Annotated in this window: 32 protein-coding genes; 19 read left to right on the forward strand and 13 right to left on the reverse strand. The window is 32.4% G+C overall.

Features of this window, described 5'->3' with window-relative positions:
* The first annotated feature begins 61 nt into the window (after positions 1–61).
* From EV196_RS08470 to EV196_RS08505, 8 genes are all read left to right on the forward strand, one after another.
* Positions 62–826 (forward strand): ParA family protein, encoded by a 765-nt coding sequence (locus EV196_RS08470; RefSeq protein WP_132217305.1) that lies wholly within the window; start codon positions 62–64, stop codon positions 824–826.
* Between the two features lie 2 nt (positions 827–828).
* A complete protein-coding gene (locus EV196_RS08475; RefSeq protein ID WP_132217306.1) occupies positions 829–1,740 on the forward strand; it encodes a ParB/RepB/Spo0J family partition protein in 912 nt (303 codons plus the stop codon).
* Entirely contained in the window at positions 1,730–2,344 is a 615-nt protein-coding gene (locus EV196_RS08480) for a DUF5683 domain-containing protein (RefSeq protein ID WP_132217307.1), read from the forward strand. Before EV196_RS08475 ends, EV196_RS08480 begins: the two co-directional genes overlap by 11 nt.
* Before the next feature lie 38 nt (positions 2,345–2,382).
* On the forward strand, positions 2,383–3,087 hold the full coding sequence (gene dapB, locus EV196_RS08485) for a 4-hydroxy-tetrahydrodipicolinate reductase (RefSeq protein ID WP_132217308.1): 705 nt from the start codon (positions 2,383–2,385) through the stop codon (positions 3,085–3,087).
* Positions 3,088–3,148: 61 nt separating this feature from the next.
* Positions 3,149–4,720, forward strand: coding sequence for a signal peptidase I (gene lepB, locus EV196_RS08490; protein WP_132217309.1), 1,572 nt, complete (start codon positions 3,149–3,151; stop codon positions 4,718–4,720).
* 45 nt (positions 4,721–4,765) lie between these two features.
* A complete protein-coding gene (locus EV196_RS08495) occupies positions 4,766–5,128 on the forward strand; it encodes a four helix bundle protein (protein WP_132217310.1) in 363 nt (120 codons plus the stop codon).
* Positions 5,129–5,140: 12 nt separating this feature from the next.
* Positions 5,141–5,764, forward strand: coding sequence for a WbqC family protein (locus EV196_RS08500; RefSeq protein WP_132217311.1), 624 nt, complete (start codon positions 5,141–5,143; stop codon positions 5,762–5,764).
* The gene (locus EV196_RS08505; protein WP_132217312.1) at positions 5,764–6,072 is read left to right on the forward strand and encodes a DUF6122 family protein; all 309 of its coding nucleotides are present in this window, start codon (positions 5,764–5,766) and stop codon (positions 6,070–6,072) included. Before EV196_RS08500 ends, EV196_RS08505 begins: the two co-directional genes overlap by 1 nt.
* A gap of 125 nt (positions 6,073–6,197) precedes the next feature.
* Here the strand turns inward: EV196_RS08505 and EV196_RS08510 are convergent, their stop codons facing one another.
* From EV196_RS08510 to EV196_RS08545, 8 genes are all read right to left on the reverse strand, one after another.
* The gene (locus tag EV196_RS08510; protein WP_132217313.1) at positions 6,198–7,226 is read right to left on the reverse strand and encodes an endonuclease/exonuclease/phosphatase family protein; all 1,029 of its coding nucleotides are present in this window, start codon (positions 7,224–7,226) and stop codon (positions 6,198–6,200) included.
* A gap of 90 nt (positions 7,227–7,316) precedes the next feature.
* Entirely contained in the window at positions 7,317–8,177 is an 861-nt protein-coding gene (locus tag EV196_RS08515) for a rhomboid family intramembrane serine protease (RefSeq protein ID WP_132217314.1), read from the reverse strand.
* Positions 8,177–8,944 carry a rhomboid family intramembrane serine protease gene (locus EV196_RS08520; RefSeq protein WP_132217315.1) on the reverse strand — a complete coding sequence of 256 codons (768 nt, stop codon included), beginning with the start codon at positions 8,942–8,944 and terminating at the stop codon, positions 8,177–8,179. The genes EV196_RS08515 and EV196_RS08520 overlap by 1 nt, the downstream gene beginning before the upstream one ends.
* 88 nt (positions 8,945–9,032) lie before the next feature.
* Complete coding sequence (gene mutL / locus EV196_RS08525; RefSeq protein ID WP_132217316.1) at positions 9,033–10,883, reverse strand: DNA mismatch repair endonuclease MutL; 1,851 nt, start codon at positions 10,881–10,883, stop codon at positions 9,033–9,035.
* A gap of 3 nt (positions 10,884–10,886) precedes the next feature.
* Positions 10,887–11,174, reverse strand: a complete 288-nt coding sequence (locus EV196_RS08530) for a riboflavin synthase subunit beta (protein WP_132217317.1) — start codon at positions 11,172–11,174, stop codon at positions 10,887–10,889.
* 17 nt (positions 11,175–11,191) lie between these two features.
* Positions 11,192–11,443, reverse strand: coding sequence for a hypothetical protein (locus tag EV196_RS08535; RefSeq protein WP_132217318.1), 252 nt, complete (start codon positions 11,441–11,443; stop codon positions 11,192–11,194).
* 121 nt (positions 11,444–11,564) lie between these two features.
* On the reverse strand, positions 11,565–12,050 hold the full coding sequence (ribH, locus tag EV196_RS08540) for a 6,7-dimethyl-8-ribityllumazine synthase (protein WP_132217319.1): 486 nt from the start codon (positions 12,048–12,050) through the stop codon (positions 11,565–11,567).
* Position 12,051: 1 nt separating this feature from the next.
* Positions 12,052–12,822: a tetratricopeptide repeat protein gene (locus EV196_RS08545; RefSeq protein WP_132217320.1), complete on the reverse strand. Its 771-nt coding sequence runs from the start codon at positions 12,820–12,822 to the stop codon at positions 12,052–12,054.
* Positions 12,823–12,961: 139 nt separating this feature from the next.
* Between EV196_RS08545 and recF the strand changes: the two genes are divergently transcribed.
* From recF to EV196_RS08570, 5 genes are all read left to right on the forward strand, one after another.
* On the forward strand, positions 12,962–14,041 hold the full coding sequence (recF, locus tag EV196_RS08550; RefSeq protein ID WP_132217321.1) for a DNA replication/repair protein RecF: 1,080 nt from the start codon (positions 12,962–12,964) through the stop codon (positions 14,039–14,041).
* Positions 14,042–14,077: 36 nt separating this feature from the next.
* Positions 14,078–14,374, forward strand: coding sequence for a DUF721 domain-containing protein (locus EV196_RS08555; protein ID WP_132217322.1), 297 nt, complete (start codon positions 14,078–14,080; stop codon positions 14,372–14,374).
* Between the two features lie 98 nt (positions 14,375–14,472).
* Entirely contained in the window at positions 14,473–14,664 is a 192-nt protein-coding gene (locus EV196_RS08560) for a cold-shock protein (RefSeq protein ID WP_034044451.1), read from the forward strand.
* 159 nt (positions 14,665–14,823) lie between these two features.
* On the forward strand, positions 14,824–15,015 hold the full coding sequence (locus EV196_RS08565) for a cold-shock protein (protein ID WP_072402704.1): 192 nt from the start codon (positions 14,824–14,826) through the stop codon (positions 15,013–15,015).
* 143 nt (positions 15,016–15,158) lie between these two features.
* Positions 15,159–15,350, forward strand: a complete 192-nt coding sequence (locus EV196_RS08570) for a cold-shock protein (RefSeq protein ID WP_132217323.1) — start codon at positions 15,159–15,161, stop codon at positions 15,348–15,350.
* A gap of 78 nt (positions 15,351–15,428) precedes the next feature.
* Here EV196_RS08570 and EV196_RS08575 read toward each other — a convergent pair whose 3' ends face one another.
* Entirely contained in the window at positions 15,429–15,848 is a 420-nt protein-coding gene (locus EV196_RS08575) for a nucleoside-diphosphate kinase (RefSeq protein WP_132217324.1), read from the reverse strand.
* 215 nt (positions 15,849–16,063) lie between these two features.
* Between EV196_RS08575 and EV196_RS08580 the strand changes: the two genes are divergently transcribed.
* The 5 genes from EV196_RS08580 to EV196_RS08600 are packed head-to-tail and all read left to right on the forward strand — an operon-like array spanning position 16,064 to position 20,214.
* Positions 16,064–17,083: a DHH family phosphoesterase gene (locus EV196_RS08580; RefSeq protein WP_132217325.1), complete on the forward strand. Its 1,020-nt coding sequence runs from the start codon at positions 16,064–16,066 to the stop codon at positions 17,081–17,083.
* Positions 17,076–17,627 (forward strand): gliding motility-associated peptidyl-prolyl isomerase GldI, encoded by a 552-nt coding sequence (gene gldI / locus EV196_RS08585; RefSeq protein ID WP_132217326.1) that lies wholly within the window; start codon positions 17,076–17,078, stop codon positions 17,625–17,627. The genes EV196_RS08580 and gldI overlap by 8 nt, the downstream gene beginning before the upstream one ends.
* 2 nt (positions 17,628–17,629) lie before the next feature.
* Complete coding sequence (locus EV196_RS08590; RefSeq protein WP_132217327.1) at positions 17,630–18,757, forward strand: peptidylprolyl isomerase; 1,128 nt, start codon at positions 17,630–17,632, stop codon at positions 18,755–18,757.
* Between the two features lie 49 nt (positions 18,758–18,806).
* Positions 18,807–19,736, forward strand: a complete 930-nt coding sequence (lgt, locus tag EV196_RS08595; protein ID WP_132217328.1) for a prolipoprotein diacylglyceryl transferase — start codon at positions 18,807–18,809, stop codon at positions 19,734–19,736.
* A gap of 1 nt (position 19,737) precedes the next feature.
* Positions 19,738–20,214 carry a DUF192 domain-containing protein gene (locus EV196_RS08600; RefSeq protein ID WP_132217329.1) on the forward strand — a complete coding sequence of 159 codons (477 nt, stop codon included), beginning with the start codon at positions 19,738–19,740 and terminating at the stop codon, positions 20,212–20,214.
* A gap of 40 nt (positions 20,215–20,254) precedes the next feature.
* On the opposite strand, the gene EV196_RS08605 is transcribed toward EV196_RS08600, so the two are convergent.
* Together EV196_RS08605 and EV196_RS08610 are read right to left on the reverse strand one after the other, a co-directional pair.
* The gene (locus tag EV196_RS08605; protein WP_132217330.1) at positions 20,255–21,430 is read right to left on the reverse strand and encodes a glycoside hydrolase family 88 protein; all 1,176 of its coding nucleotides are present in this window, start codon (positions 21,428–21,430) and stop codon (positions 20,255–20,257) included.
* Positions 21,431–21,530: 100 nt separating this feature from the next.
* A complete protein-coding gene (locus EV196_RS08610; protein WP_132217331.1) occupies positions 21,531–22,220 on the reverse strand; it encodes a uracil-DNA glycosylase family protein in 690 nt (229 codons plus the stop codon).
* A gap of 61 nt (positions 22,221–22,281) precedes the next feature.
* On the opposite strand from EV196_RS08610, the gene EV196_RS08615 reads away from it, so the two are divergent.
* Complete coding sequence (locus EV196_RS08615; RefSeq protein WP_132217332.1) at positions 22,282–22,419, forward strand: 30S ribosomal protein THX; 138 nt, start codon at positions 22,282–22,284, stop codon at positions 22,417–22,419.
* Positions 22,420–22,422: 3 nt separating this feature from the next.
* Here the strand turns inward: EV196_RS08615 and EV196_RS08620 are convergent, their stop codons facing one another.
* A complete protein-coding gene (locus tag EV196_RS08620; protein ID WP_132217333.1) occupies positions 22,423–23,148 on the reverse strand; it encodes a hypothetical protein in 726 nt (241 codons plus the stop codon).
* 3 nt (positions 23,149–23,151) lie between these two features.
* Positions 23,152–23,910: a peroxide stress protein YaaA gene (gene yaaA, locus EV196_RS08625; RefSeq protein WP_132217334.1), complete on the reverse strand. Its 759-nt coding sequence runs from the start codon at positions 23,908–23,910 to the stop codon at positions 23,152–23,154.
* Positions 23,911–23,927 lie beyond the last annotated feature (17 nt).

Here is a 23,927-nt window from a genome sequence, read left to right on the forward strand (position 1 = left end):
TTATGGTTTTTATTCCTCGTAAATAATTGTATTTTTACCGTTCACAAAACCAAATCATTTAATGGGTAAAATCATTGCAATTGCAAATCAAAAGGGAGGCGTTGGAAAAACAACTACATCCATAAATCTAGCCGCTTCATTAGGTGTTCTAGAAAAAAAAGTATTACTTATCGATGCTGACCCTCAAGCAAATGCAACTTCCGGAATAGGAATTGACGTAGACTCTATAGAAATTGGCACCTACCAACTTTTAGAACATTCCAGTTCTGCAAAAGATGCTATTATAAAGACAGAAACGCCCAATTTAGATCTTATTCCTGCTCATATAGACCTAGTTGCTATCGAAATAGAACTTGTCGATAAAGAGGCTAGAGAGTATATGCTGAAAAAAGCACTACAAGAAATAAAGGGCGATTACGATTATATTTTAATTGATTGTGCACCGTCTTTAGGATTGTTAACCCTTAATGCTTTAACAGCTGCAGATGCTGTAATAATCCCCATTCAGTGTGAATATTTTGCACTTGAAGGTTTAGGAAAACTTTTAAACACCATAAAAAGTGTTCAAAAAATACACAATCCGGAGTTGGACATAGAAGGTTTATTGCTAACTATGTACGATTCACGTTTAAGACTGTCAAATCAGGTAGTTGAAGAAGTTCAAAAACACTTTAACGACATGGTTTTTCAAACTATTATACAACGTAATGTAAAATTAAGTGAAGCTCCAAGTTTTGGAGAAAGCATCATCAATTACGATGCAGCTAGTAAAGGCGCTAGCAATTACTTAAGTTTAGCAAAAGAAATTATCAATAAAAACGCTTAATTATGGCTAAGGCAATAAAGAAACAAGCTTTAGGAAGAGGTTTATCGGCACTTTTAAAGGATCCAAGTAACGATATTCAGTCGGTACAAGATAAAAATGCCGACAAAGTTGTTGGGAATATTATTGAATTAGATATTGATTTTATTGAAGTAAACCCGTTTCAACCGCGTACTAATTTTAGCGAAGAGTCACTACGGGAATTAGCATCATCTATAAAAGAATTAGGCATTATTCAGCCTATAACCGTTAGAAAATTAGGCTTTAACCAATACCAATTAGTTTCTGGTGAGCGTCGTTTTAGAGCTTCAAAATTAATTGGGCTAGAAACCATTCCTGCATACATTCGTATTGCTAACGACCAAGAATCGTTGGAAATGGCCTTGGTTGAAAATATTCAACGTCAAGATTTAGATCCTATTGAAATTGCTTTATCCTACCAACGTTTAATTGACGAAATCAACCTAACTCAAGAACAAATGAGCGAGCGTGTTGGTAAAAAGCGCTCAACCATCACCAACTATTTGCGTTTATTGAAACTAGACCCTATTATTCAAACCGGCATGCGTGATGGTTTTATTTCTATGGGACATGGTCGTGCACTAATTACAGTTGAAGACTCAACTATACAATTAGATATTTACGAAAAAGTACTTTCAAACGAACTATCGGTTAGAGACACAGAAAACTTGGTTCGTAATTACAATACTACACAAGAAGTAAAAGTAGCACCTAAAAAAGAAGAGGTTGGAACAGCTCCAAACCACATAAAAGAGGGCATTAAAGCTTTTTCGGAATACTTTGGACATAAAATAGACGTTAAGGTTTCTAAGAATGGAAAAGGAAAAATCACGATTCCATTTCATTCTGAAGAAGATTTTAACCGTATTAAAAAATTAGTTGAAGGTGCCAAATAAACTTTTTATAGCTACTCTATTTTCACTATTATTTTGCTGCTTTGTAACAGCACAAGAAAAAAACAATAAAAAAAAAGAGATACCTGAGGCTATTTCTGTCGATTCCATTATAGAAATAAAAAGCTCATATAACCCACTAGCTCCTGCAAAAGCTGCTTTTTATTCGGCGGTTTTACCAGGTTTGGGACAAGCTTACAATAAAAAATACTGGAAAATCCCCATTGTTTATGGTGGACTCGCAACTGGTATTTATTTCTACACAACAAACAATAAAGAATATAACCGTTACCGAGACGCCTATAAAAGTAGATTGGCTGGCTTAACAACAGATGAATTTTACTATGATACTAATGGTGAACTATTAGATACACCACGAGTTTCCACAGATGGTTTAGAACGCGGACAAGAATTCTACCGAAAAAACAAAGAAATCTCACTTTTAGTAACTATTGGTATTTACGCCTTAAATATTATTGACGCCAATGTTGACGCACATTTGATGCAATTTAATGTAGATGAAAACTTATCTTTGGCACCACATTTTAGAATCAATGAAATGGATGCTACAAGCAATCTTGGATTAACTTTAAATTTTAAATTTTAGCCCTTAATGGGCATTTGGCAAATTAAAACTATATATAAATGAACATCGCTTTACTTGGATACGGAAAAATGGGAAAAACCATTGAACAAATTGCTATTAAACGCGGGCATACTGTGGTTTTAACCGTAGATAAAGATGATAAAGATTACGATATTAAAAAAGCCGATGTTGCCATCGATTTTAGCATTCCAACTGTGGCATTTAATAATATTTCAAACTGTATAAACAACAGTGTTCCTGTTATTTCGGGCACTACCGGTTGGTTAGACAGGTATGATGAGGCAGTAGCTTTATGTAAAGAAAAGAAAGGCGCTTTTATTTATGCTTCAAACTATAGTTTAGGCGTTAACATCTTTTTTGAGCTGAATAAAACATTGGCTAAAATGATGAGTACTCTTAATCAGTACAACGTGTCTATGGAAGAAATCCATCATACTCAAAAATTAGATGCCCCTAGCGGAACTGCTATTTCCTTAGCGAATGATATTATTGCAAACAATGCCAATTTTGAAGCTTGGAAATTGGATGAATCTGCCGAAAAAACAATTCCTATTATAGCAAAACGTATTGAAGATGTTCCGGGTACGCACACCGTAAATTATGAAAGTGAAGTGGATACGATTACCATAGAACATGTTGCACACACCAGACAAGGTTTCGCTTTAGGCGCTGTTATTGCTGCCGAATGGATTGCAGGAAAAACAGGCGTTTTTACCATGAACGATGTGTTAAATATTGGTTAATACTAATAAAACAAGTAACAACTTAAGTAAGTTTAGCTACTAAAAATAAAAAAATACGATTATGACATTGATGCAATGGTTTGTTTTCATCTTGATTATTCAAGTAATACACGGTTTAGGTACTTGGAAATTATACATTAAAGCAGGAAGACAAGCTTGGGAAGCTTTTGTGCCTGTGTATAACGGCGTTGTTTTAATGAAAATAATTAATCGCCCTTGGTGGTGGATAATTCTTTTGTTTTTACCTATTGTTAATCTAATAATGTTAGCTGTTGTTTGGGTAGAAACCGCTAGAAGTTTTGGTAAAAATTCAAGTTTAGACACGTTTTTAGCCGTTGTAACTTTAGGATTTTACAACTTCTATTTAAATTATATTACTGACGTTAAATACATTGAAAACAGAAGTTTACATCCTAAATCGGCCAGCGGCGATTGGACAAGCTCCATTTTATTTGCTATAGTTGCGGCTACTATTGTTCATACGTATTTTATTCAACCGTTTACTATTCCGTCATCTTCTTTAGAAAAATCATTATTAGTAGGCGACTTTCTATTCGTAAGTAAATTTCATTATGGAGCCAGAGTTCCTATGACGACTGTTGGAGCACCTATGGTACACGATACCATTCCTTTATTGCATAAAAAATCATACTTATTTGATGACCATAAAGGAAGCAACTCATGGAAAAACAAACTACAGCTACCATACCTTAGAATTCCTGGGTTTGAAAAAATTGAAAGAAACGATATTGTAGTTTTCAATCAACCAGCAGATACGTTGTTGGATATGAACGATTTTCATCCCGATAGAAACTATTACAAGCCCATTGATAAAAAAACCAATTTAGTAAAACGTTGTGTTGGAATTGCAGGCGATTCTTTAGAAGTTCGTAATGGTTTTGTTTACATCAACGGAAAGAAAAACGAATTACCCGATAGAGCGCATTTACAATTTAGTTACTTTGTGCAGCCTAAAACCTCACAATTTAATCCGCTTTTCTTAAAGGAACGTTATGACATTACTGATGGTTTTGGTATTATAAACGACCAAAACACTTATTATTTTTCAGCGATTTCAGATGAAGCTTTGGCTAATTTTAAAGATAACCCTAACGTTTTAAGCATTACTCCAAACATCCAAGAAAAAGGTGTAAGAGATGCTAATATTTTCCCTCACGACCCTAATTATGATTGGAATATAGACTTTTTCGGTCCGTTATATATTCCTGAAAAAGGCAAGACTATCGATATTAATTTAAAAGTTTTACCTCTTTACAAACGTGTTATTACCGAATATGAAGGCAACACGCTACAAGTAAATGGTAACCAAATTTTGATTAATGGAAAAGTAGCAACCACCTATACTTTTAAACAAAATTATTATTGGATGATGGGCGATAACCGTCACAATTCCATAGATGCTCGTTCTTGGGGCTTTGTACCTTTCGACCACGTTGTTGGAAAACCTGTATTCATTTGGATGAGTTGGGATGGCAAAAAACCACGATGGGATCGTTTCTTTACAACGGTTAGTGGTGAAGGCAAAGCAACATCATATCTTATTCCTTTTCTTGTGATATTATTTGGATGGATTGGTTTTAACAAATGGAGAGCAAGAAAGAAAAATAGTTGATTTGTTTTTTGGTGATTTGGTGATTTGTTAAAATGACGATTGAAAATGTACACTTATAGTTTTGAAAAATTAGAAGTTTGGATTGAAGCAAAGAAGCTTTCAAAAGATATTTACACTCTTACTAGTAAATTTTCACCTGACGAAAAATTTGGATTAACTTCCCAATTAAGAAAAGCTGTTATTTCTATTTGTTCAAATATAGTTGAAGGATCTGCCAGAAAAACCAATAAAGACAAAGCTCATTTCACAATAATGGCTTTCAGTTCTGCTGTTGAAGTTTTAAATCAAATTATAATTTCTTATGAACTAGATTTTATTGATTTAAAGGAATATACTGCTTTAAGAGAACAAATTGAAAGTATAACTAATAAGTTGAATGCGTTAAGAAACTATCAAATAAACAAATAAACGCATCAACAAATGAACATTTTATTACACCCCACATACTTCCCAAACATTGCGCATTTTGTTGCGATAGCAAATGCAGAAAAAGTGATGTTTGAAGTAGATGATAATTTTCTAAAACAAACCTACAGGAACCGTACCTATATTTATGGAGCAAACGGTAAACTTGCTTTAAATATACCTGTTGTTCATACTCAAAAAAACAGACAAAAATATCGGGATGTTAAAATTTTTAATGAAGAAAACTGGCAAAGTAATCATTGGAAGTCACTGCTTTCAGCTTATAGTACATCACCTTTTTTTGAATTTTATGAAGATGAATTACAACCTCTATTCAAAATAAAAGCAGATTATATTTTAGATTATAATTTGAAATGTTTTGAGGTCATTTTTGATTGCTTACAGTTAGATTTAAAGACTTCAAAAACCGAAGTGTATGAGAAAAATGTAGAAAATATTTCTGATTACAGATATTTGGTACAAGCAAAAAAAGAACAAATACAACCATTTGATAGTTATACACAGGTGTTTAGTGACAAACATGGTTTTATACCAAATTTGAGTATATTGGATTTATTATTTAATGAAGGTCCTAATGCCTTAAATTATTTAGAAAATCAAACTTTAACGCCTCAATAATGCTACAAACTATTGCACATTATGGTTGCCATTTTTTACTTCCGCTAGCGGTGGCATTGGTTTTTTATAAATCGAATTGGAAATATGCCTACTTCATCATGATTTTAGGTATGTTGATTGATTTAGACCACTTGTTAGCAACTCCTATTTTCGATCCGAACAGATGCAGCATCAATTTCCATCCACTTCATACATACTATGCTATGGGAGTTTATGTGTTACTTTTAATTCCGAAGACAACCAGGTTAATAGGTCTAGGCTTGGTAATACATATTTTTTCAGATGTTGTTGATTGCTCGTTGATGTAGTTTTAAAGTTTCTGAGTTTCAAAGCTTCAAAGCTTCAAAGTTGCAAAGTTTTGAATTAAATAGGTTAACGAGCAACGATTTTTGAATTCTGAATAAAAACTGAGACTGCGACTGTGACTGAAAACTTATTCCTTATCCAAACTTAAAGTAGTTGAAATAGGATAATGATCGGAATAATGCTGATTATACGCTTTAAAACCATTTACAGAAAAAGCTTTATCGGCAAAAATATAATCAATACGAACGGGAAAGAATTTAAAATCATAGGTGCGCCCAAACCCGTTACCTGCTTTTAAAAAGGTATCGTTTAAGTCGCCTTTAATTTTTCTATATACATATGAAAAAGCAGTGTTATTAAAATCACCACAAATAATGGCTTTATATTGAGATTGATTTTTGTGATTTAAAAGTAATTCGGTTTGCGATTGTTGCATTTTAAAAGTAGAGCCAATGCGATTAAAAAGTCGCTCGGAATTTTCTTTTTTTAAGCTATCAATTTGTGTATTAATGCGTAGTGATTGTAAATGTACATTGTAAATTCTAATAGTATCTTTTCCGTTAACTACATCAGCAAAAATAGCATTGTTAGAAGTATTTGGAAATTCCACAGAACCCGAATTTATAATAGGAAACTGAGAAAAAATGGCTTGACCGTGTTTTATTTTTTTTCCTGAAAGATATTCGTATTTATATTTAAAAAAAGCTAAATCGTTATTTTTTCGAGGATGATAATCTTGAATACATAAAATAGCTGGAGCTTCTTTTTTTACAAATTCGATAATTTGGGTATCAATATCTTTTTCTGGAATCCATTCAAACAAATTAAACAGCCTAACATTATAGTTCATCACCTTAAAATTGTTGGGGTCTTCAATTTTTTTAGAAGATGAAAACTTATATAATGAACCAAATGCCAATTGGCCAATTACCAACACTACCAAAGAAAGCAATAGTTGTTTTTTTACTCTAAACAACCAATATAAAAAAAACAATACGTTACTTAAAATTAAAAAAGGCACGCCTAAATTAAGCACTGATAACACAGAAAATGTTTTAGGCGGCAAAAAAGGCAACACGAAAGCCAATAATAAAACAAAAGCAAACAACATATTGATGCTGTAAATAAGCTTATTTATAGTGCCTAAATTTTTCATGAGTTAATACTTATTATTTTTAATGGACACATGCAGTTCGCTATTATTCATTCTTTAAAGTAATATAATTTTCAACATGCACATACCATACTACTTCCCTGCCCTAAATAAAAACTCCTTTTCTTCGGCCGTTAAACTATCATAACCACTTTTACTTATTTTATCTAAAATAACATCAATTTTCTTTTGATTATTAAACTCGTTGAAATCGGCTTTAGTATAGCCACCAACTTTATTTTTATTTTTATGAACGGTTTTTAATGGTCCTTTTTTTGATGACTTAAACATATTGGCAAATAAATCCATAAAACGTTCAAAGCCTTTGCCAATATCATCACCTTTTAATAGTTGTTTTGCGTAAAAATAGCCTAATAATGCGCCACCTAAGTGTGCTAAATTTCCGCCTGCATTTCCTAATTCAGGATTACTAATACCTGCAAAAACACCAAAAGTATCCATAACAACAATGGCTAAACCAATATACCAAAGTTTTATATTAAACATAAAAAACCGGACCTCTTGGTTGGGCATATAAGCACAAAGAAAAATTAACAAAGCTCTTACGGCTGCTGATGCTCCAACTAAATTAGAATTTAATCCAAATACACTTGGGAATAAGGTGTAGCACAACATAAACAACAATCCGCCAGACATCGCCCCAAGAAAGTATATATTCAAAGCCATTTTAGCACTAAATAAATTTAAAAACATACGCCCAATAACATACAACCAAAGCATATTAAAAAGTATATGCAAAAAGTCATAATGCACAAAAGCATAGGTAATTATTGCCCAGGGTTTTGTTATAAAACGACTTAAATTACTAGGTAACTCAAACCAATTTAAACTTAAAAACAAGGTTAGAATATATATAACTAAATTAACAGCTATTATTTTTTCTAAAACATTAAGATGTGCTAGTTTATATTTTATGTCGTTTGTTAAGCTCATTAATACCAACGCTTATTGTTAAACTGATTTTTTTTCCAATACCACATGATGAAAAAGCCTGTAAGTGCTCCACCAACGTGCGCCATGTAAGCGGTATTACTCGGGCTAAAAAAGGATTGACCGGTAACACCCGAAATTAAATCTAAAATAATGATTCCTGGAATAAAATATTTAGCTTTTATAGGAATAGGTAAAAATATAAGCATCAATTCTGCATTGGGATTCATCATACCAAATGCAGCCAAAATACCCATAATACAGCCTGAAGCTCCTACCATAGAAGCATTGTAAACTTGAAATATATCTTGCAATTCTAAAAATTGTGCTTGCGTTACACCTTCTAAAACTTTAGTAGAAGTAAGCATATAATGAATTTGGTCTGAGCTTAAACCCGAAGCTATTAAAGAATTATAATTTGGCAAATACTGAAAATAATAATACCCTAATTGCAATGCAACAGCTCCCAACCCTGCTGAAAAATAAATAAACAAAAATCGTTTTGAACCTAAAACCTGCTCTACTGGTGAGCCAAACATCCACAACGCAAACATGTTAAACAGCAAATGCGTAATGCTTAAATTATTTAAATCGCCTCCCCCATGCATGAACATATGTGTAATAATTTGCCATGGCTTAAACAAGTCGTTTTTTGGAAAATACATAGCAAACCACTCATAAAAAGCACCATTGGCGACAAACAAGGTTCCAATAAACATAATCACATTAATGATTATTAAATGCTTTACGGTTTCAGAAATTCGCATCATAGTTTTAATAGTTCTTATAAAATAAAAAAAGTAATTATAAAACCTTTCGACTGCGCTCAAGGTGACAGTAATTATTTTCTTGTCTTTGTTATATAAATTTTTTATCTAATTCGTCAACACTCATAATAATGAATGTAGTTCGATTGGTTGGTGACACATTAGGCTCTTTACATGCAAATAGCTTATTTACTAAATGCTCTTGCTCATCTTTTAAGAGTGATTGCCCTTTTTTAATGGCTAAACTTTTTGCCATCGACTTTGCCAGTAAATCGGTAGCACTAAAATGAGTGTCTGGTACTTCATTTTCAACATCACTAATTAATTGTTCTAAAATAATAGATACTTCACTTTCTGGAACTGAAACAGGTACACCTGTAATTTCAATAGTTTCATCACTAACGTTTGAAAACACAAAACCTGTATGCTCTAAATCTTCTTGCAATTGACTAATGATTTGAATTTCCTGTGAAGAAAAATGGAGTTCCAAAGGAAATAACAATTGTTGACTCACCCCTTCCTTAATGGTTAAATTCTTAAGAAAATCTTCATACAAAATACGTTGATGCGCCCGATGCTGATCGATAACCAACATACCCGATTTTATGGTACTTACAATATACTTATTATGAAGTTGATACGTTGTTTTTGTTTGTTCAATTTTATTAACATCAGCAAAAGCAGATATCGTAGTTTCTTCACTTTCAAAATGAACTTCACTGAAATCGTTTTCGGTTTTAGTTCCTTTCGATTCTAAACCTACATATAAACTATCCCAATTATTGGATGTTTGCTTTTTAACAGACGTTGTTTGCTTTCCTGAAGCATAACTTTCTTTAAACGGATTAAAACTTCTATCTACTTCTATAACCGGTGTACTTGTTTCTTTATTATTGAAATGATATGGTGTATCTAAATTAGCATCACGCTCAAAATCAAGTACGGGAGCAATATTAAACTGCCCTAAACTATGCTTTACTGCCGAACGTAATAACGCATAAAGCGTATGTTCATCATCAAACTTAATTTCCGTTTTTGTAGGATGAATGTTGATGTCTATCGTTTCTGGATTTACCGTTAAATTTAAAAAATAACTAGGGTGATTTCCGCTTTTAAGCAAACCTTCAAACGCTGAAGAAATGGCATGATTTAAATACGGACTTTTTATAAACCGATCGTTCACAAAAAAATATTGTTCGCCTCTGGTTTTTTTAGCGTACTCTGGTTTCCCAACAAATCCTGAAATTTTCAAAACTTCAGTATCTTCTTCAACAGGTACTAATTTTTCGTTTGTTTTGTTTCCGAAGATATTAACAATACGCTGTCTATAATTACTAATAGGAAGATTAAATGCTTCACTTCCATTATTATACATAGCAAAACTTATAGAAGGATGCGCCAACGCTACGCGATGAAATTCATCAAAAACATGACGCAGTTCTACGGTATTGGATTTTAAAAAATTACGACGCGCAGGAATATTAAAAAATAAGTTTTTTACTGAAATTGACGTCCCTTTTGGTGTTACCACAACCTCTTGAGATACGATGGTACTGCCTTCTATTACAATACTATTGCCAACTTCATCGTTTTCTTGCTTTGTTTTTAACTCCACATGCGCAATGGCCGCGATACTAGCTAAGGCTTCACCACGAAATCCTTTAGTGTTTAAATGAAATAAATCGTCTGCAGTCCGAATTTTAGAAGTGGCATGACGCTCGAAACTCAATCGAGCATCGGTGGTACTCATGCCTTTTCCGTTATCAATCACTTGAACGAGTGTTTTACCCGCGTCTTTTATAATGAGTTTTATAACAGATGCATTGGCATCAATCGCATTTTCTAATAATTCCTTAACCACGGAGGCAGGACGTTGTACAACTTCTCCAGCGGCAATTTGGTTTGCTACATGATCTGGTAATAGCTGTATAATGTCTGCCATAAATTATTTAGAAAAGAATATAGATAAATCGAATTCGATAATTGCTAAAAATATAAAAACTAATATTGCAATAATGATTAAAATACGTCTATCAGCTTTTTTATCTGGGTTACTTTTTAACTCACCTAAGGCATTTACAATCTTAGTTTTTAAGCCCGTATTGCCTCCAACGGTTTTTCTATATTCGTCAAATTTATGTTTAATTTCAAAGGGGTTACCTTCACCTTTATCGTCAAAATAACGTGGTGTATAACTAAATTTTTTGTTTTTGCGTTGCTTTAAAATGGCCATAATTTCTAAGTTTTTGGTTACATGAATTTCTTTTCTAATAAATACATGCAAATCAATAATAATACCAAAACTATAATGAGTGTTCGTATTGGCATAGCACCTTTTACTTTTCGGCTTCTTTCGCTATTACGTTTCCATTGAGAAACAAAGTCTTTATTCTTAGAATTTTCTAAGGTATTATCTAATTCCTTTTCTTTTAAAGAACCGGATTGATAATTAAAGGATTTATTTTTGCGTTGTTTCAACAAAATGCATACGTTCTTACCCATCAAAAATACTTAAAAATAGGCAGAAACGGGAAATTGAATTGCTAAAAAATGTTAACAAAACGAATTGACAATTGATAATTGGCAATTGATAATTAAAAACTGGATTTACTTAGTAATTTAACTAACTATTTTTTCGTAGTTCCGCCATTTTAATAGCGGCAATGGCAGCTTCTGTTCCTTTATTACCGTGTTTACCACCAGAGCGATCTATAGATTGTTGCATGGTATTATCGGTAAGCAAACAGAAAATTACAGGTGTTTCATGTAGCACATTCAAGTCTTTAATACCTTGTGTAACGCCTTCACATACAAAATCGAAATGTTTGGTTTCTCCTTGAATAACGCAACCAATAGCAATAACAGCATTTACCATCTGCTCTTGCATTTTTTTACTTCCGTATATAAGCTCAAAGCTACCTGGAACATCCCAACGGATGATATTACTTGGCAACACACCATTTTCTATAAGTGCATCATAGGCACCTTTATATAAGCCTTCAGTAATGGTATCGTTCCATTCTGAAACAACAATCCCAAACCGAAACTTGCTCGCATTTGGGATTGTTGCCTTAGCGTAATCGGATAAATTTTTGTTTGCCGTAGCCATACTATTTGTTTGCCAATACCTGAGCTTTACCAATAAATACGTCTATGGTTCCAGCTTCAGATGCGTTTGGATATTCTTCTTTAATTCTATTAAAATAAGTAAGTGCTTTATCGGCTTTACCTAAATCTAACGCCGTAATACCCGCTTTATATAAATACATAGGCGTAGTATATTCGTTGTTGCGCAATTCTGCTGCTTGCTCATAATAATCTAAAGCGTCTTCAGATTGATTTAATTGTGCAAACGCATCACCAATATTACCTTTAGCTATGGGTGCTAATATTTCATCATCACTTTTAAAATCACTTAAATGCTCAATCGCTTTTTTGTAATCTTTTAAATGTAAGTAAGCGGTACCTGCATAGTAATTAGCTAGGTTCGCAGATGGTGTTCCACTGTGCTCCTTAATAATATCCAACATACCAAATTTACCTTCGCCACCTTTTAAAGCTAACGTATAAAGTGAATCTTTAGCAGTACCGTTTACGGCATCGTTAAAATATTTTTGAGCTTGAAACATATCGTTCATAGCGTTTACTTGTTTTGGCTTCGCTACAAACTCGTTGTAACCTAAATACCCTAAAACAACAGCAGCCACAACACCAATAATAATAAAAATGTATTTTTGGTTCTTAGCTACGAAGTCTTCAGTTTTTGATGCAGTTTCATCAAGTGAGTTAAAAACTTCCGCCGTAGTAGAATGTTGTTCTACTTCTTCTACCTTCTCTTCTTTTGTTTTTGGTTTGTATCCTCTTTTATTATAAGTTGCCATGTATGTGGTCTAAAATTAATGCGCCGCAAAAATATAATTTTTCTTCATAACTAAAAGGGTATTTATTTGATATTTTTCAATAATTTGCACATCCTTTTAAAGAGTTACCATTCTTTATAGCTTTTAAGTACGCTTTTTTATGATTTTAAAATCACTTTCATTACTTAATTATAAGAATTTCGATAGTAAAACGTTCACTTTCAACGATAAAATAAATTGTATTGTTGGCAATAACGGTATTGGAAAAACAAATGTATTGGATGCTATTTATCATTTATCTTTTGGAAAAAGCTATTTTAACCCCGTTGCTTCTCAAAATATTAAGCATGATGAAGACTTTTTTGTGATTAATGGCGATTATGAAAAAGAAAATAAAACCGAAAAAGTAGTTGTAAGTTTAAAACGCGGACAAACAAAAGTGATTAAACGCAACGGTAAAGCTTATGAAAAGTTTAGCGAGCACATCGGCTTTTTACCTTTAGTTATTATCTCTCCTGCCGATAGGGATTTAATTATTGAAGGCAGCGATACCCGCCGAAAATTCATTGATAGTGTTATTTCACAGAGTGATAAAAGCTATTTAACAAACCTTATCAGTTATAATAAAATTTTAGCACAGCGTAACGCACTGTTAAAATATTTTGCATTAAACCACACGTTTAATAAAGACACTTTAGATGTTTACAACACCCAACTAAACGATTTTGGAGCTGTTATTTTTGAAAAACGTGACGCTTTTCTACAAACATTCATCCCTATTTTTAAAGCGCGTTATCAAGCCATAAGCAATGGGAATGAAGCAGTTGAATTAAATTACCACAGCGATTTATTTGAAGACAACTTAAATACCCTACTTCAAAAAAACATTAATAAAGACAAAGCGCTGCAATACACAAGCGTTGGCATTCATAAAGATGATTTGCATTTTAATATTGAAAATCATCCTATTAAAAAATTTGGAAGTCAAGGGCAACAAAAATCGTTTTTAATCGCTTTAAAATTGGCTCAATTCGATTTTATTAAAGCGCAAAGCCATGTAAATCCCATTCTATTACTGGACGATATTTTTGATAAATTAGATGAAAACAGAGTCGCACAAATAATTAAATTAGTCGATAATGAAGATTTTGGGCAACTTTTTATAAGCGACACCCATGCAGAACGTACTGAAAACGCAGTAAAACAGGTTCATCAAAGTTATGAGATTTTTAAGTTATGACGGCGAGACAAACACCTAACACCTAAAACCTGAAAAATGGCAAAACGCAATAACGAAAACATAAGTATATCGGACGCTCTTAAAGAATTTGTAGAGACCAACAAATTAGAAAAAGGCTTAAACAAGGTAAATGTTGCCGATGCTTGGGCAAACCTAATGGGTAACGGTGTTAACAACTACACCACCGCTGTAAATTTAGAACGCGACACGCTTTATATTCAACTTAATTCGAGTGTTTTGAGAGAAGAATTAAGTTACGGAAAAGAAAAAATAATTAAGATGCTTAATGAAGAATTAGGCAAAGAAATTATTAAAAAATTGATTCTAAGATAATTACACAAACCCATTTAAAATAAAAAAAACAACAAAAAGCATTGATGTGTGAAAAATTATACTACCTTTGTTTCTTAAATTTTTATAAATAAATTACAATGAGTAAAGGTACCGTAAAATTCTTCAATGATTCTAAAGGTTTTGGATTCATCACTGAAGATGACAACAACAAAGAACATTTCGTACACATTTCAGGACTTATCGATGAAATTCGTGAAGGTGATGCAGTTGAATTCGATCTACAAGAAGGTAGAAAAGGATTAAACGCCGTAAACGTAAAAGTAATCTAATACATATACTTTAACAATTACATTAAAAGCCTATCAATCATTTTGATAGGCTTTTTTGTTGAATTTAATCTTAAAAATCAAATTAACTGCAAAATACATGATATGCTAAGATATTTAGCGGTACTTTTGAAACAATAATTAATATTTAATATTTATAACATGAGTAAAGGTACCGTAAAATTCTTCAATGATTCTAAAGGTTTTGGATTCATCACTGAAGATGACAACAACAAAGAACATTTCGTACACATTTCAGGACTTATCGATGAAATTCGTGAAGGTGATGCCGTTGAATTCGATTTACAAGAAGGTAAAAAAGGTTTAAACGCCGTAAACGTAAAAGTAATCTAATACACATACTTTAACAATTACAATTAAAAGTCTATCAATCAATTTGATAGACTTTCTTGTTTTTATATACTTTCTGAAAAAAACATTTTTTTTTTCATATTTTTTTGTATTACATTTATAGTATTAATTTAATAATTTAAAGTATGAGTAAAGGAACAGTGAAATTTTTCAATGATGCCAAAGGATTTGGTTTTATAGTTGAAGAAGGTTCAAAAAAAGAACATTTTGTTCACATTTCAGGTTTAATTGACGAAGTTCGTGAGGGCGACGAAGTTGAATTTGAACTAAAAGAAGGTAAAAAAGGATTAAACGCAGTTAATGTAAAAGTAATTTAATACATACTTTTTAATTTTTTTAAGACACAAAAAATCCCGCAATTGCGGGATTTTTCATTTATAATATATTTTTTTTATTTAAAACATCTCTCTACCTGAAAAATGAAAAGCACTTTCAATAGCGGCATTCTCATCACTATCACTTCCGTGTACTGCATTTTCGCTTATAGATTCCGCAAACATCTTTCTAATGGTGCCTTCAGCTGCATCTGCAGGATTTGTAGCGCCAATTAAAGTTCTAAAATCTTCAACGGCATTATCTTTTTCTAAAACGGCAGCTACTATGGGGCCACGTGTCATGTATTCAACTAAGTCTGCAAAAAATGGACGTTCACTATGTATTGCATAAAAAGCTTGAGCATCTTTAGTTGTCATTTGTGTTAATTTCATTGCAACAATTCTGAATCCTGAAGCTGAAATTTTTTCTAGTATTGCGCCAATATGCCCTTTTTCTACTGCATCTGGCTTAAGCATTGTAAATGTTCTGTTTGTGGCCATTTTGTTTTATTAAATTTTGATCAAAAGTACAATTTTATATTTATTTTGGAAGGTTTATTATAAATAAGACAGAAAGTAAATAAACACAAAGCTTATAAAATTCTATTGCTGTAATCATTTTTTAGCTACTCATTTTTAAGTTTTTGGTTAATATTATGCAAAAGTAATACGACGGTTATTAAAGCTTATATTATTAAATTGTATCTTAGCCCCCTATGAATACTCAAGATATATCGAATATAAAACTGTTATTATCCACCCCAAAAAAGATAGTAATTGTACCTCATAAAAATCCCGATGGTGACGCAATTGGTTCTACTTTAGGGTTGTATCATTATCTTATTAAAAACAATCATCAGGTACAAGTTATTACACCTAACGATTATCCTAATTTTTTAAAATGGATTCCAGGTGAAAAAAGCATTTTAAAACACGATTCTCAAACAAAAATTTGCGATAACCTAATTAATGATGCTGATGTTATTTTTACACTCGATTTTAATGCGTTGCACAGAGCAGGAAACATGGAAACTGTTCTTGCCACCAGTAAAGCCATTAAAATAATGATTGACCATCACCAAGCTCCAGACGATTATGCTGAATATGTATTTAGTGATGTAAGCATGAGTTCTACTTGCGAAATGGTATATCATTTTATTAACATGATGGGAGATTTGGACATTATAGATACGAACATAGCGACCTGCTTATATGTAGGTATTATGACCGATACTGGTTCGTTCAGGTTTTCTTCAACCAGTAGTAAAACACATCAAATTATTGCGCATCTTATAGAAAATGGGGCTGATAATTCGCATATCCACAACAATATTTACGATGCCAATAGTTACAAAAGTTTACAATTATTGGGCTGTGCTTTAACCAATTTAAAAGTGATTCCTGAATCTAGAACCGCATATATAACTCTTTCGCAAGAGGAATTAAACCGATACGATTACAAAAAAGGCGACACGGAAGGTATTGTAAATTATGGTTTATCATTAGAAAACATTGTTTTAGCAGCCATTTTTATTGAAGATAAACAGGAAGGAATTATAAAAATTTCATTGCGATCTAAAGGCAATTTTTCTGTAAACGACATGTCTCGATCTCATTTCGAAGGTGGCGGACACATAAATGCGGCAGGTGGAAAAAGCTATTTATCACTAAAAGATACGGTTGAAAAATTTATTAGTATATTGCCTAGTTATAATAAAGCCCTAAACAATGAATAAATTAGTTCTACTTATCTTAATTTTTCTAGCTGTAATAAGCTGCAAACAACCTGAAGCCAGACGTCCGGTTTCAGTGAGTTCTGGTTCTTTTATTAACGCTTCTGTTGAGCGAAATAAAAAATTATATGCTCATGAACAATATCAAATCGAGAAAATCATGAAGCAAGACAAGGATTCTACCAATTTTATAGCATCTGAAAGTGGTTTTTGGTATTACTACAATACAAAAATTGAAGTTGATTCTTTAGACACCCCTAAATTTGGAGACATTGTAAACTTCAATTATAATGTAAAAGCATTGAATGGTAAATTAATCTATTCCAAAGAAACGCTTAAAACCCAAAATTACGCCATGGATAGAGAAGAGTTATTCACCGGACTTCGTGAAGGTTTAAAGCTTTTAAAAACAGGCGAAACGGCCACTTTTTTGTTCCCTTCCCAAAAAGCATACGGCTATTATGGTGATGAGCATAAAATAGGTAGTAACACGCCTTTAATTTGTGAAGTTACCGTAAACTCAATTACCCAAAATCAAACAAAGTAGTAATGGCTTCATTCAAACACCCTATCAAAACATTATTAATTGTCATATTAATAGTAGTTACATCTTGCAAAGCACAATATCCAGACCTAGAAGATGGCATGTATGCAGAATTTGTAACCACGGAAGGTACCATGTTAGCCAAATTAACGTTCGATAAAACACCCATTACCGTCGCCAATTTTGTGTCGCTTGCAGAAGGCACCAACACCATGGTAGATAGTGTTTATAAAGGAAAAAAATTCTATAATGGCACCATTTTTCATCGCGTGATTGATAAATTCATGATTCAAGGTGGCGATCCATTAGGTAATGGCACTGGCAACCCTGGTTATAAGTTTTTAGATGAATTTAGCCCCGATTTAAAACACGATAAACCCGGTATTTTATCCATGGCAAATTCGGGTCCGAAAACAAATGGTAGTCAATTTTTTATCACCGAAGTTCCTAAACCAAATTTAGATAATAAACATTCCGTTTTTGGTGAACTGGTTTTAGGGTTGGATATCCAAGATAGTATTTCGAATGTAAAAACCGACTCGGGTAATAAACCACTTGAAGATGTGGTTATTAAAGAATTGAATATTATTAGAAAAGGAAAAGCCGCTAAAGATTTTGATGCTCCTAAAATTTTTATTGACCATTTTGCCAAAGCTGAAAAACTTGAAAAAGAAAAAATAGCTAAAGCCGAAGCACTTTTAAAAGCCACCAAAGATAAATTCATTAAACAAAAAGAACAAGCTACCAAGTTAGCTTCTGGTTTAGAGTACACCATAACAGAAAAAGGCACAGGTGAAAATTTAAAAGAAAGCAGCAAAGTTTTAACCAACTACAGTCTGTTTTTTGAAGACGGAAAAATTCTAGATTCAAACAAATTAGATGTCGCTGAAACCTATGGCATCGTTAATGAATACAGAAAAGAAGCAAACCAATACCAACCCATTGTTGCCGATTTAAGCCCAAACGCTCAAATGATTGCTGGGTTTAAAGAAGGCTTGCAACAACTACGTATTGGCGATAAAGCAACCTTATTCATCCCCTATCATTTAGGCTATGGTGAAACAGGAAATAGAGGAATACCACCAAAAACGAATTTAATTTTTGAAGTCGAAGTTTTAGAACTTCAAAAATAATTTTAAAAAAACTGAAAGTAAATCATTAAAATACTGAAAACTTAACCCTATGTACCTATTAAAATTTGATTGGAACCCCCTAACAGGTATCGACATTATTGGAAATTTTAAATTACACTTCTACAGCCTTATGTGGGTCGTTGCCTTTGTTTTAGGATGGTACATCATGAAGCGTATTTTTACTAAGGAAAAAGTATCATTAGAGTATTTAGACCCTTTATTTATATACACCGTTCTAGCAACTATGATTGGTGCGCGTTTGGGGCATGTTTTATTTTATCAATCGGAATTAATTTCTGAAGATTTTTTCAGCATTTTTCTGCCATTTAAATTTAAAGGCGGATTTGAATTTACTGGTTTTCAAGGTCTTGCAAGTCATGGTGCCGCTATAGGTATTATTATTGGCATGTATTTATATAGAAAAAAATACAATTACAAATCTTTACTTTGGATTTTAGATCGTGTAGTTATTTCAGTAGCTTCGGGTGCTGTTTTTATTAGAATTGGAAACTTTATTAATTCTGAAATTATAGGAAAAATTACCGATTCATCTTTTGGTGTCCGTTTTATTCAAGATGAATATTACAAGCATCAAATTATGCAATTAACGGGTATTAATGATGTTCAAAAAGCATATAACGCAGTCACAGATAATCCGCAATTTGCAGAATTATTAAATGCCGTTCCTTACCGCCACCCAGCACAATTATACGAATCGTTCTGTTATATTTTTGTATTTTTAATTTTATGGTATTTTTATTCTAAAACAACTAAAAGAGACCAAGACGGATTTCTTTTTGGCTTGTTTTTAATTCTATTATGGACGGTGCGTTTCTTTGTAGAATTTGTAAAAGAACCGCAAGGTGAAGAATACATTAATTGGTTTGGTTTAAACACAGGGCAATGGTTAAGTATTCCTTTTATATTCATTGGTTTGTATTTTATGTTTATTTATAAACCGAAAACCGCCACTAAATAACATGTTTTTAAAGCACATCATATTAATATCTATTCTAGTTTTAAGTGTTTTTGCTTGTAAAGAGGACAAAAAAACAATCTCGCAAACCGACATTTCATTTAAAAAAGAAGGTGCGCTCACTATTTTTAAATTGGCAGATTCTACTGAAATAAATTTAGATATTGAAATAGCAGATACCGATTTTGATATACAAACGGGTTTGATGTATCGAGATTCTATGAAAGAAAATCAAGGTATGTTGTTTGTTTTTGACGATGTTACCGAGCGTTATTTTTATATGAAAAACACCAAAATACCATTAGATATCATTTATTTAAATGAAGGAAAAAAGATAGTGAGCTTTCAAAAAAATGCAAAACCTATGGATGAAACGTCCTTACCTTCAAACGTACCTGCAAAATATGTATTGGAAGTAAATGCGGGTTTAGCTGATGCATGGTCGCTTGCTGTTGGCGATAGCATAAATTACACTCCATAAATATTAAAATTTTATATTATAAGCTAAACCTACCCCCTATTTAAAGAGCTTTCATTCGTAAAGTAGCTTCTAAATAATAATAATCTGCATATACAATGGGTTCATCAATTTCATCATTCTTAGGCCAGTTTCCTGTACTATGATTTAAAATAAAAGGTCCGTTTATTTCTGAATTTAAAATATATGCTGTTGAATTTAATGAGTTCAACACCTTTTTAGAATAATTTAAATAGCTTTCATTTTTAGTATAACCATACAATTCTATTAATGCGGAAGCCACAACCGTTGCTGCAGACACATCGCGTGGAGCATTTGGAATACTCGGGTCGTTAAAATCCCAATACGGAATGCCATCTTCGGGTAAATTTTTATTATTGATAAAGAAATTTGCTGTAGCTTCAGCTTGATTCAAATAGGCTTTGTCTTTTGCATAACGGTAAGCCATGGTGTAACCATAAATGGCCCATCCCTGGCCTCTTGCCCATGAAGAAGCATCATTAAAACCCTGATGCGTTACTTTATCTTTCACGAACCCTGTAATCGTATCGTAAACAACAACGTGAAAGGTGCTATTATCATCCCTAAAATGATTTTTTAAAGTTGTGTTGGCATGTTGTATCGCTATGTTATGATACGTACTATCCTTTGAATATTTTGTTGCCTCGAACAATAATTCCAGATTTAACATATTGTCTATAATTACTGGAAACTCCCATACATCGCTATTAAAATCCCACGAACGTATGGCTCCTACATTTTTATTGAATCGGGTGCTTAATGTTTGTGCACTTTCAACAATAATATTTTTATAGTCCTCATTATCTTCAACTTCCAAACCTTTTCCATAACTACAAAATACTTTAAAACCCATATCGTGCGTGCGGTTATTGAATTTTTCTTTTTCTATAAAAGGGTTCCACTTTCCAGCACGTTCTTTATAGGCTACTTCCCCTGTAAGTTGGTACAACTGCCAAAGGTTTCCAACAAAAAAACCACTGGTCCAATCTTTTGAAGGTACTTTATTGATATGACCTGATGACGGCGTCATACTGCGAGGAAACGATAAAGAATCAATGGGGTATTCTAACAGTTTCTTGTAACGCTGTTTCAAAAGTACATCAACGTTTTGTTCATTTTCAGTCTTAACACCCGATTTACAGCTACTAATTAGTGTGGCTAAACTAAAAACAAAGCACGTAATTTTAAATATATTCATGAGTTGACTATTTTTCTAATTTCAAATATAAAACCAATTTTCAAACTATGAGTGCTTAAAAAATTTCATTTTTGATATATAACCCTCATTAAACATTGAATTAAAAAAATTCTTTATACTGCATCACCCGAAAATCGAAGGTATTAAATTCAGGGTTTTTAGCTTTTAAATGTTTATATAAAGGCAATTTACTTATTGAAATATTTGCTGCACCAGAACCCGAAGTTAACGAAACGGTTTTTATGATTCGGGTTGATTGAGCAGATTGCTTCGTTACACTCGCAATAGCAGGTAATTGAAATTGATGTATTCTAGGTACTTCCGATGAAACCACTTCTAATGTTAAGCCAAAATCTTTAAGATGTTTTCTAAAGAAATATTCAGGACCATTTTTACTATTTCCACCAGTAAACAACAAGGTGTTTATATTTGGAAACGTTTTTAAATAACCTATTAAATCTCTAAGTTCTATGTTTTTCATACCCAAATCGGAAGCATCAATTTTATCACGCTCGCAACTTTCAACAATATCGCAAACACCAATTTTATGAGCTATTAAAAAGGTTTTGCGTTCATCAATCGCTTCTTGGGAATTATCATATTTCAAATTAAGATTATGAATTTTATCAATATACAACCATAATGAATTGTAATAACTTCCGTAGCAAAAATCGACGTCCTTTTCCAAAAGTTCACCTGTTGAAAAACGTGGAGGTGGCAGTGTACCCACAATTAATTTAGTAGTATCTGGATGAATGAACGGTTGATATGGATGACTATGTTTAAACAGCTTTTCTTTGTTTTTAAAATGAAATTTTGTAATTTAAACTTATTAAAAAATAGTTGAAATTATGGGAAAAGGAGATAAAAAAACAAAACGAGGTAAAATAAATAGAGGGACTTTTGGTGCTAGACGCCCTAGAATAAAAAAGAAACCTTCTATTGAAACCAAAATTAGTGTTGACAAAAAAGCTATTGTAAAACAATAGCTTTTATTTAAGTTCCACTATAAGTTTTTCAACCTCATGAATGGTGGTTCTATATAGGCGTTTATTTGGGCTCGTCATATTCTGGGACTCAATTTTAATTTCCTCTAATATTTCTTTTGCGTCTGCTGTTTTATCTCTGCTAATTAAAAATTTAGCGAGAACTAAACGCTCATTATAAAAAGAATAACGGATATCTATTTTTCTCAAATTTAGTTCAGCAGCTTCAAAATCACCTAACTTTTCTAAAGCCAATCCGTATAAAAACTGTGCTCTCGATTTTTTAAACTCATCTTGATCTTGAATTTTTTCAGCATAAAAAATCACCTTATTATAATCTTCCATTCCATAATTTGCTGCTACCAGTTTTTCAGTAACATAAAAATCGCTTTGAGATCCATCTTTAAGGGCTTCCAAATAATGCGGAATAGCATTTTTGTAATCTTTTAAATCCAATAAAGCATCGGCTAAATTAACTCTATTCTGATAGGTTTCAGAAAATTGAAGTCGTTTCTCTAAATCCTTAATCTTTTTAGTAGGATTGATAACAGATACAATATCCTCCTGAATTTTTTCTGCATCACGTTTATTGTAAACCTGCGTTATTAAGTAAATAATACAGCCTAAAACAGGTATAAATAGGATTAAGAAATACCAATAATAAGCGTTTCCGTGTTTATAAGCATGGTAAATACAGTAAGCTTGAAGAATAAGAATTAAATAGTATGGCATAAGTTACCTGATAAAAATCAATTCGGTTTCGGTAGACATAGGCTCACTAAAATTATAACCTTCATAATTAAAACCCTTAATATCATCTGCCGTTTTTGCATTGGTATCTACAATGTAGCGAGCCATCAAACCCCTAGCTTCCTTGGCGTAAAACGAAATAATTTTATATTCGCCATTTTTAAAATCTTTGAAATTAGCCGTGATTATGGGCGTTTTTAAAGCTTTAACATCTACAGCTTTAAAGTATTCGTTACTGGCTAAGTTAAGTAACAACTCACCATCTTCTAACTCGTTATTTAACGCTTTAGTAATGGTTTTTTGCCAGAATGCATACAGATTTTTGTTTTTTCCAACAGGAAATTTTGTCCCCATTTCTAAACGATACGGTTGAATTAAATCTAATGGTTTCAACAATCCGTATAACCCAGAAAGAATACGTACGGTGTTTTGAGCAGTTTCTATTTTTTCTGTTGGAAGGCTGTACGCATCAAAACCACGGTAAACGTCGCCACTAAACGCATACATGGCAGGTCTTGCATTATCAACTGAAAAAGGTAAGTGCCATTCTTGATTGCGTTCGTAATTTAATCGTCCCAAGGCATCAGAAATACTCATGAGTTGGGATAAACCCTTTGCCGATTTTTTTTTAAGTAATTTATTTAGTCTTTCAGATTCGATTAAAAACCGAGGTTCTGTATGTTGTGTGGTTGGTAGCTTCGTTTCAAAATCTAGCGACTTTGCAGGTGACAATAGTAATTTCATTATCTCATTTTTTATAA

Source organism: Mariniflexile fucanivorans (genome assembly GCF_004341235.1).
Classification (GTDB): domain Bacteria; phylum Bacteroidota; class Bacteroidia; order Flavobacteriales; family Flavobacteriaceae; genus Mariniflexile; species Mariniflexile fucanivorans.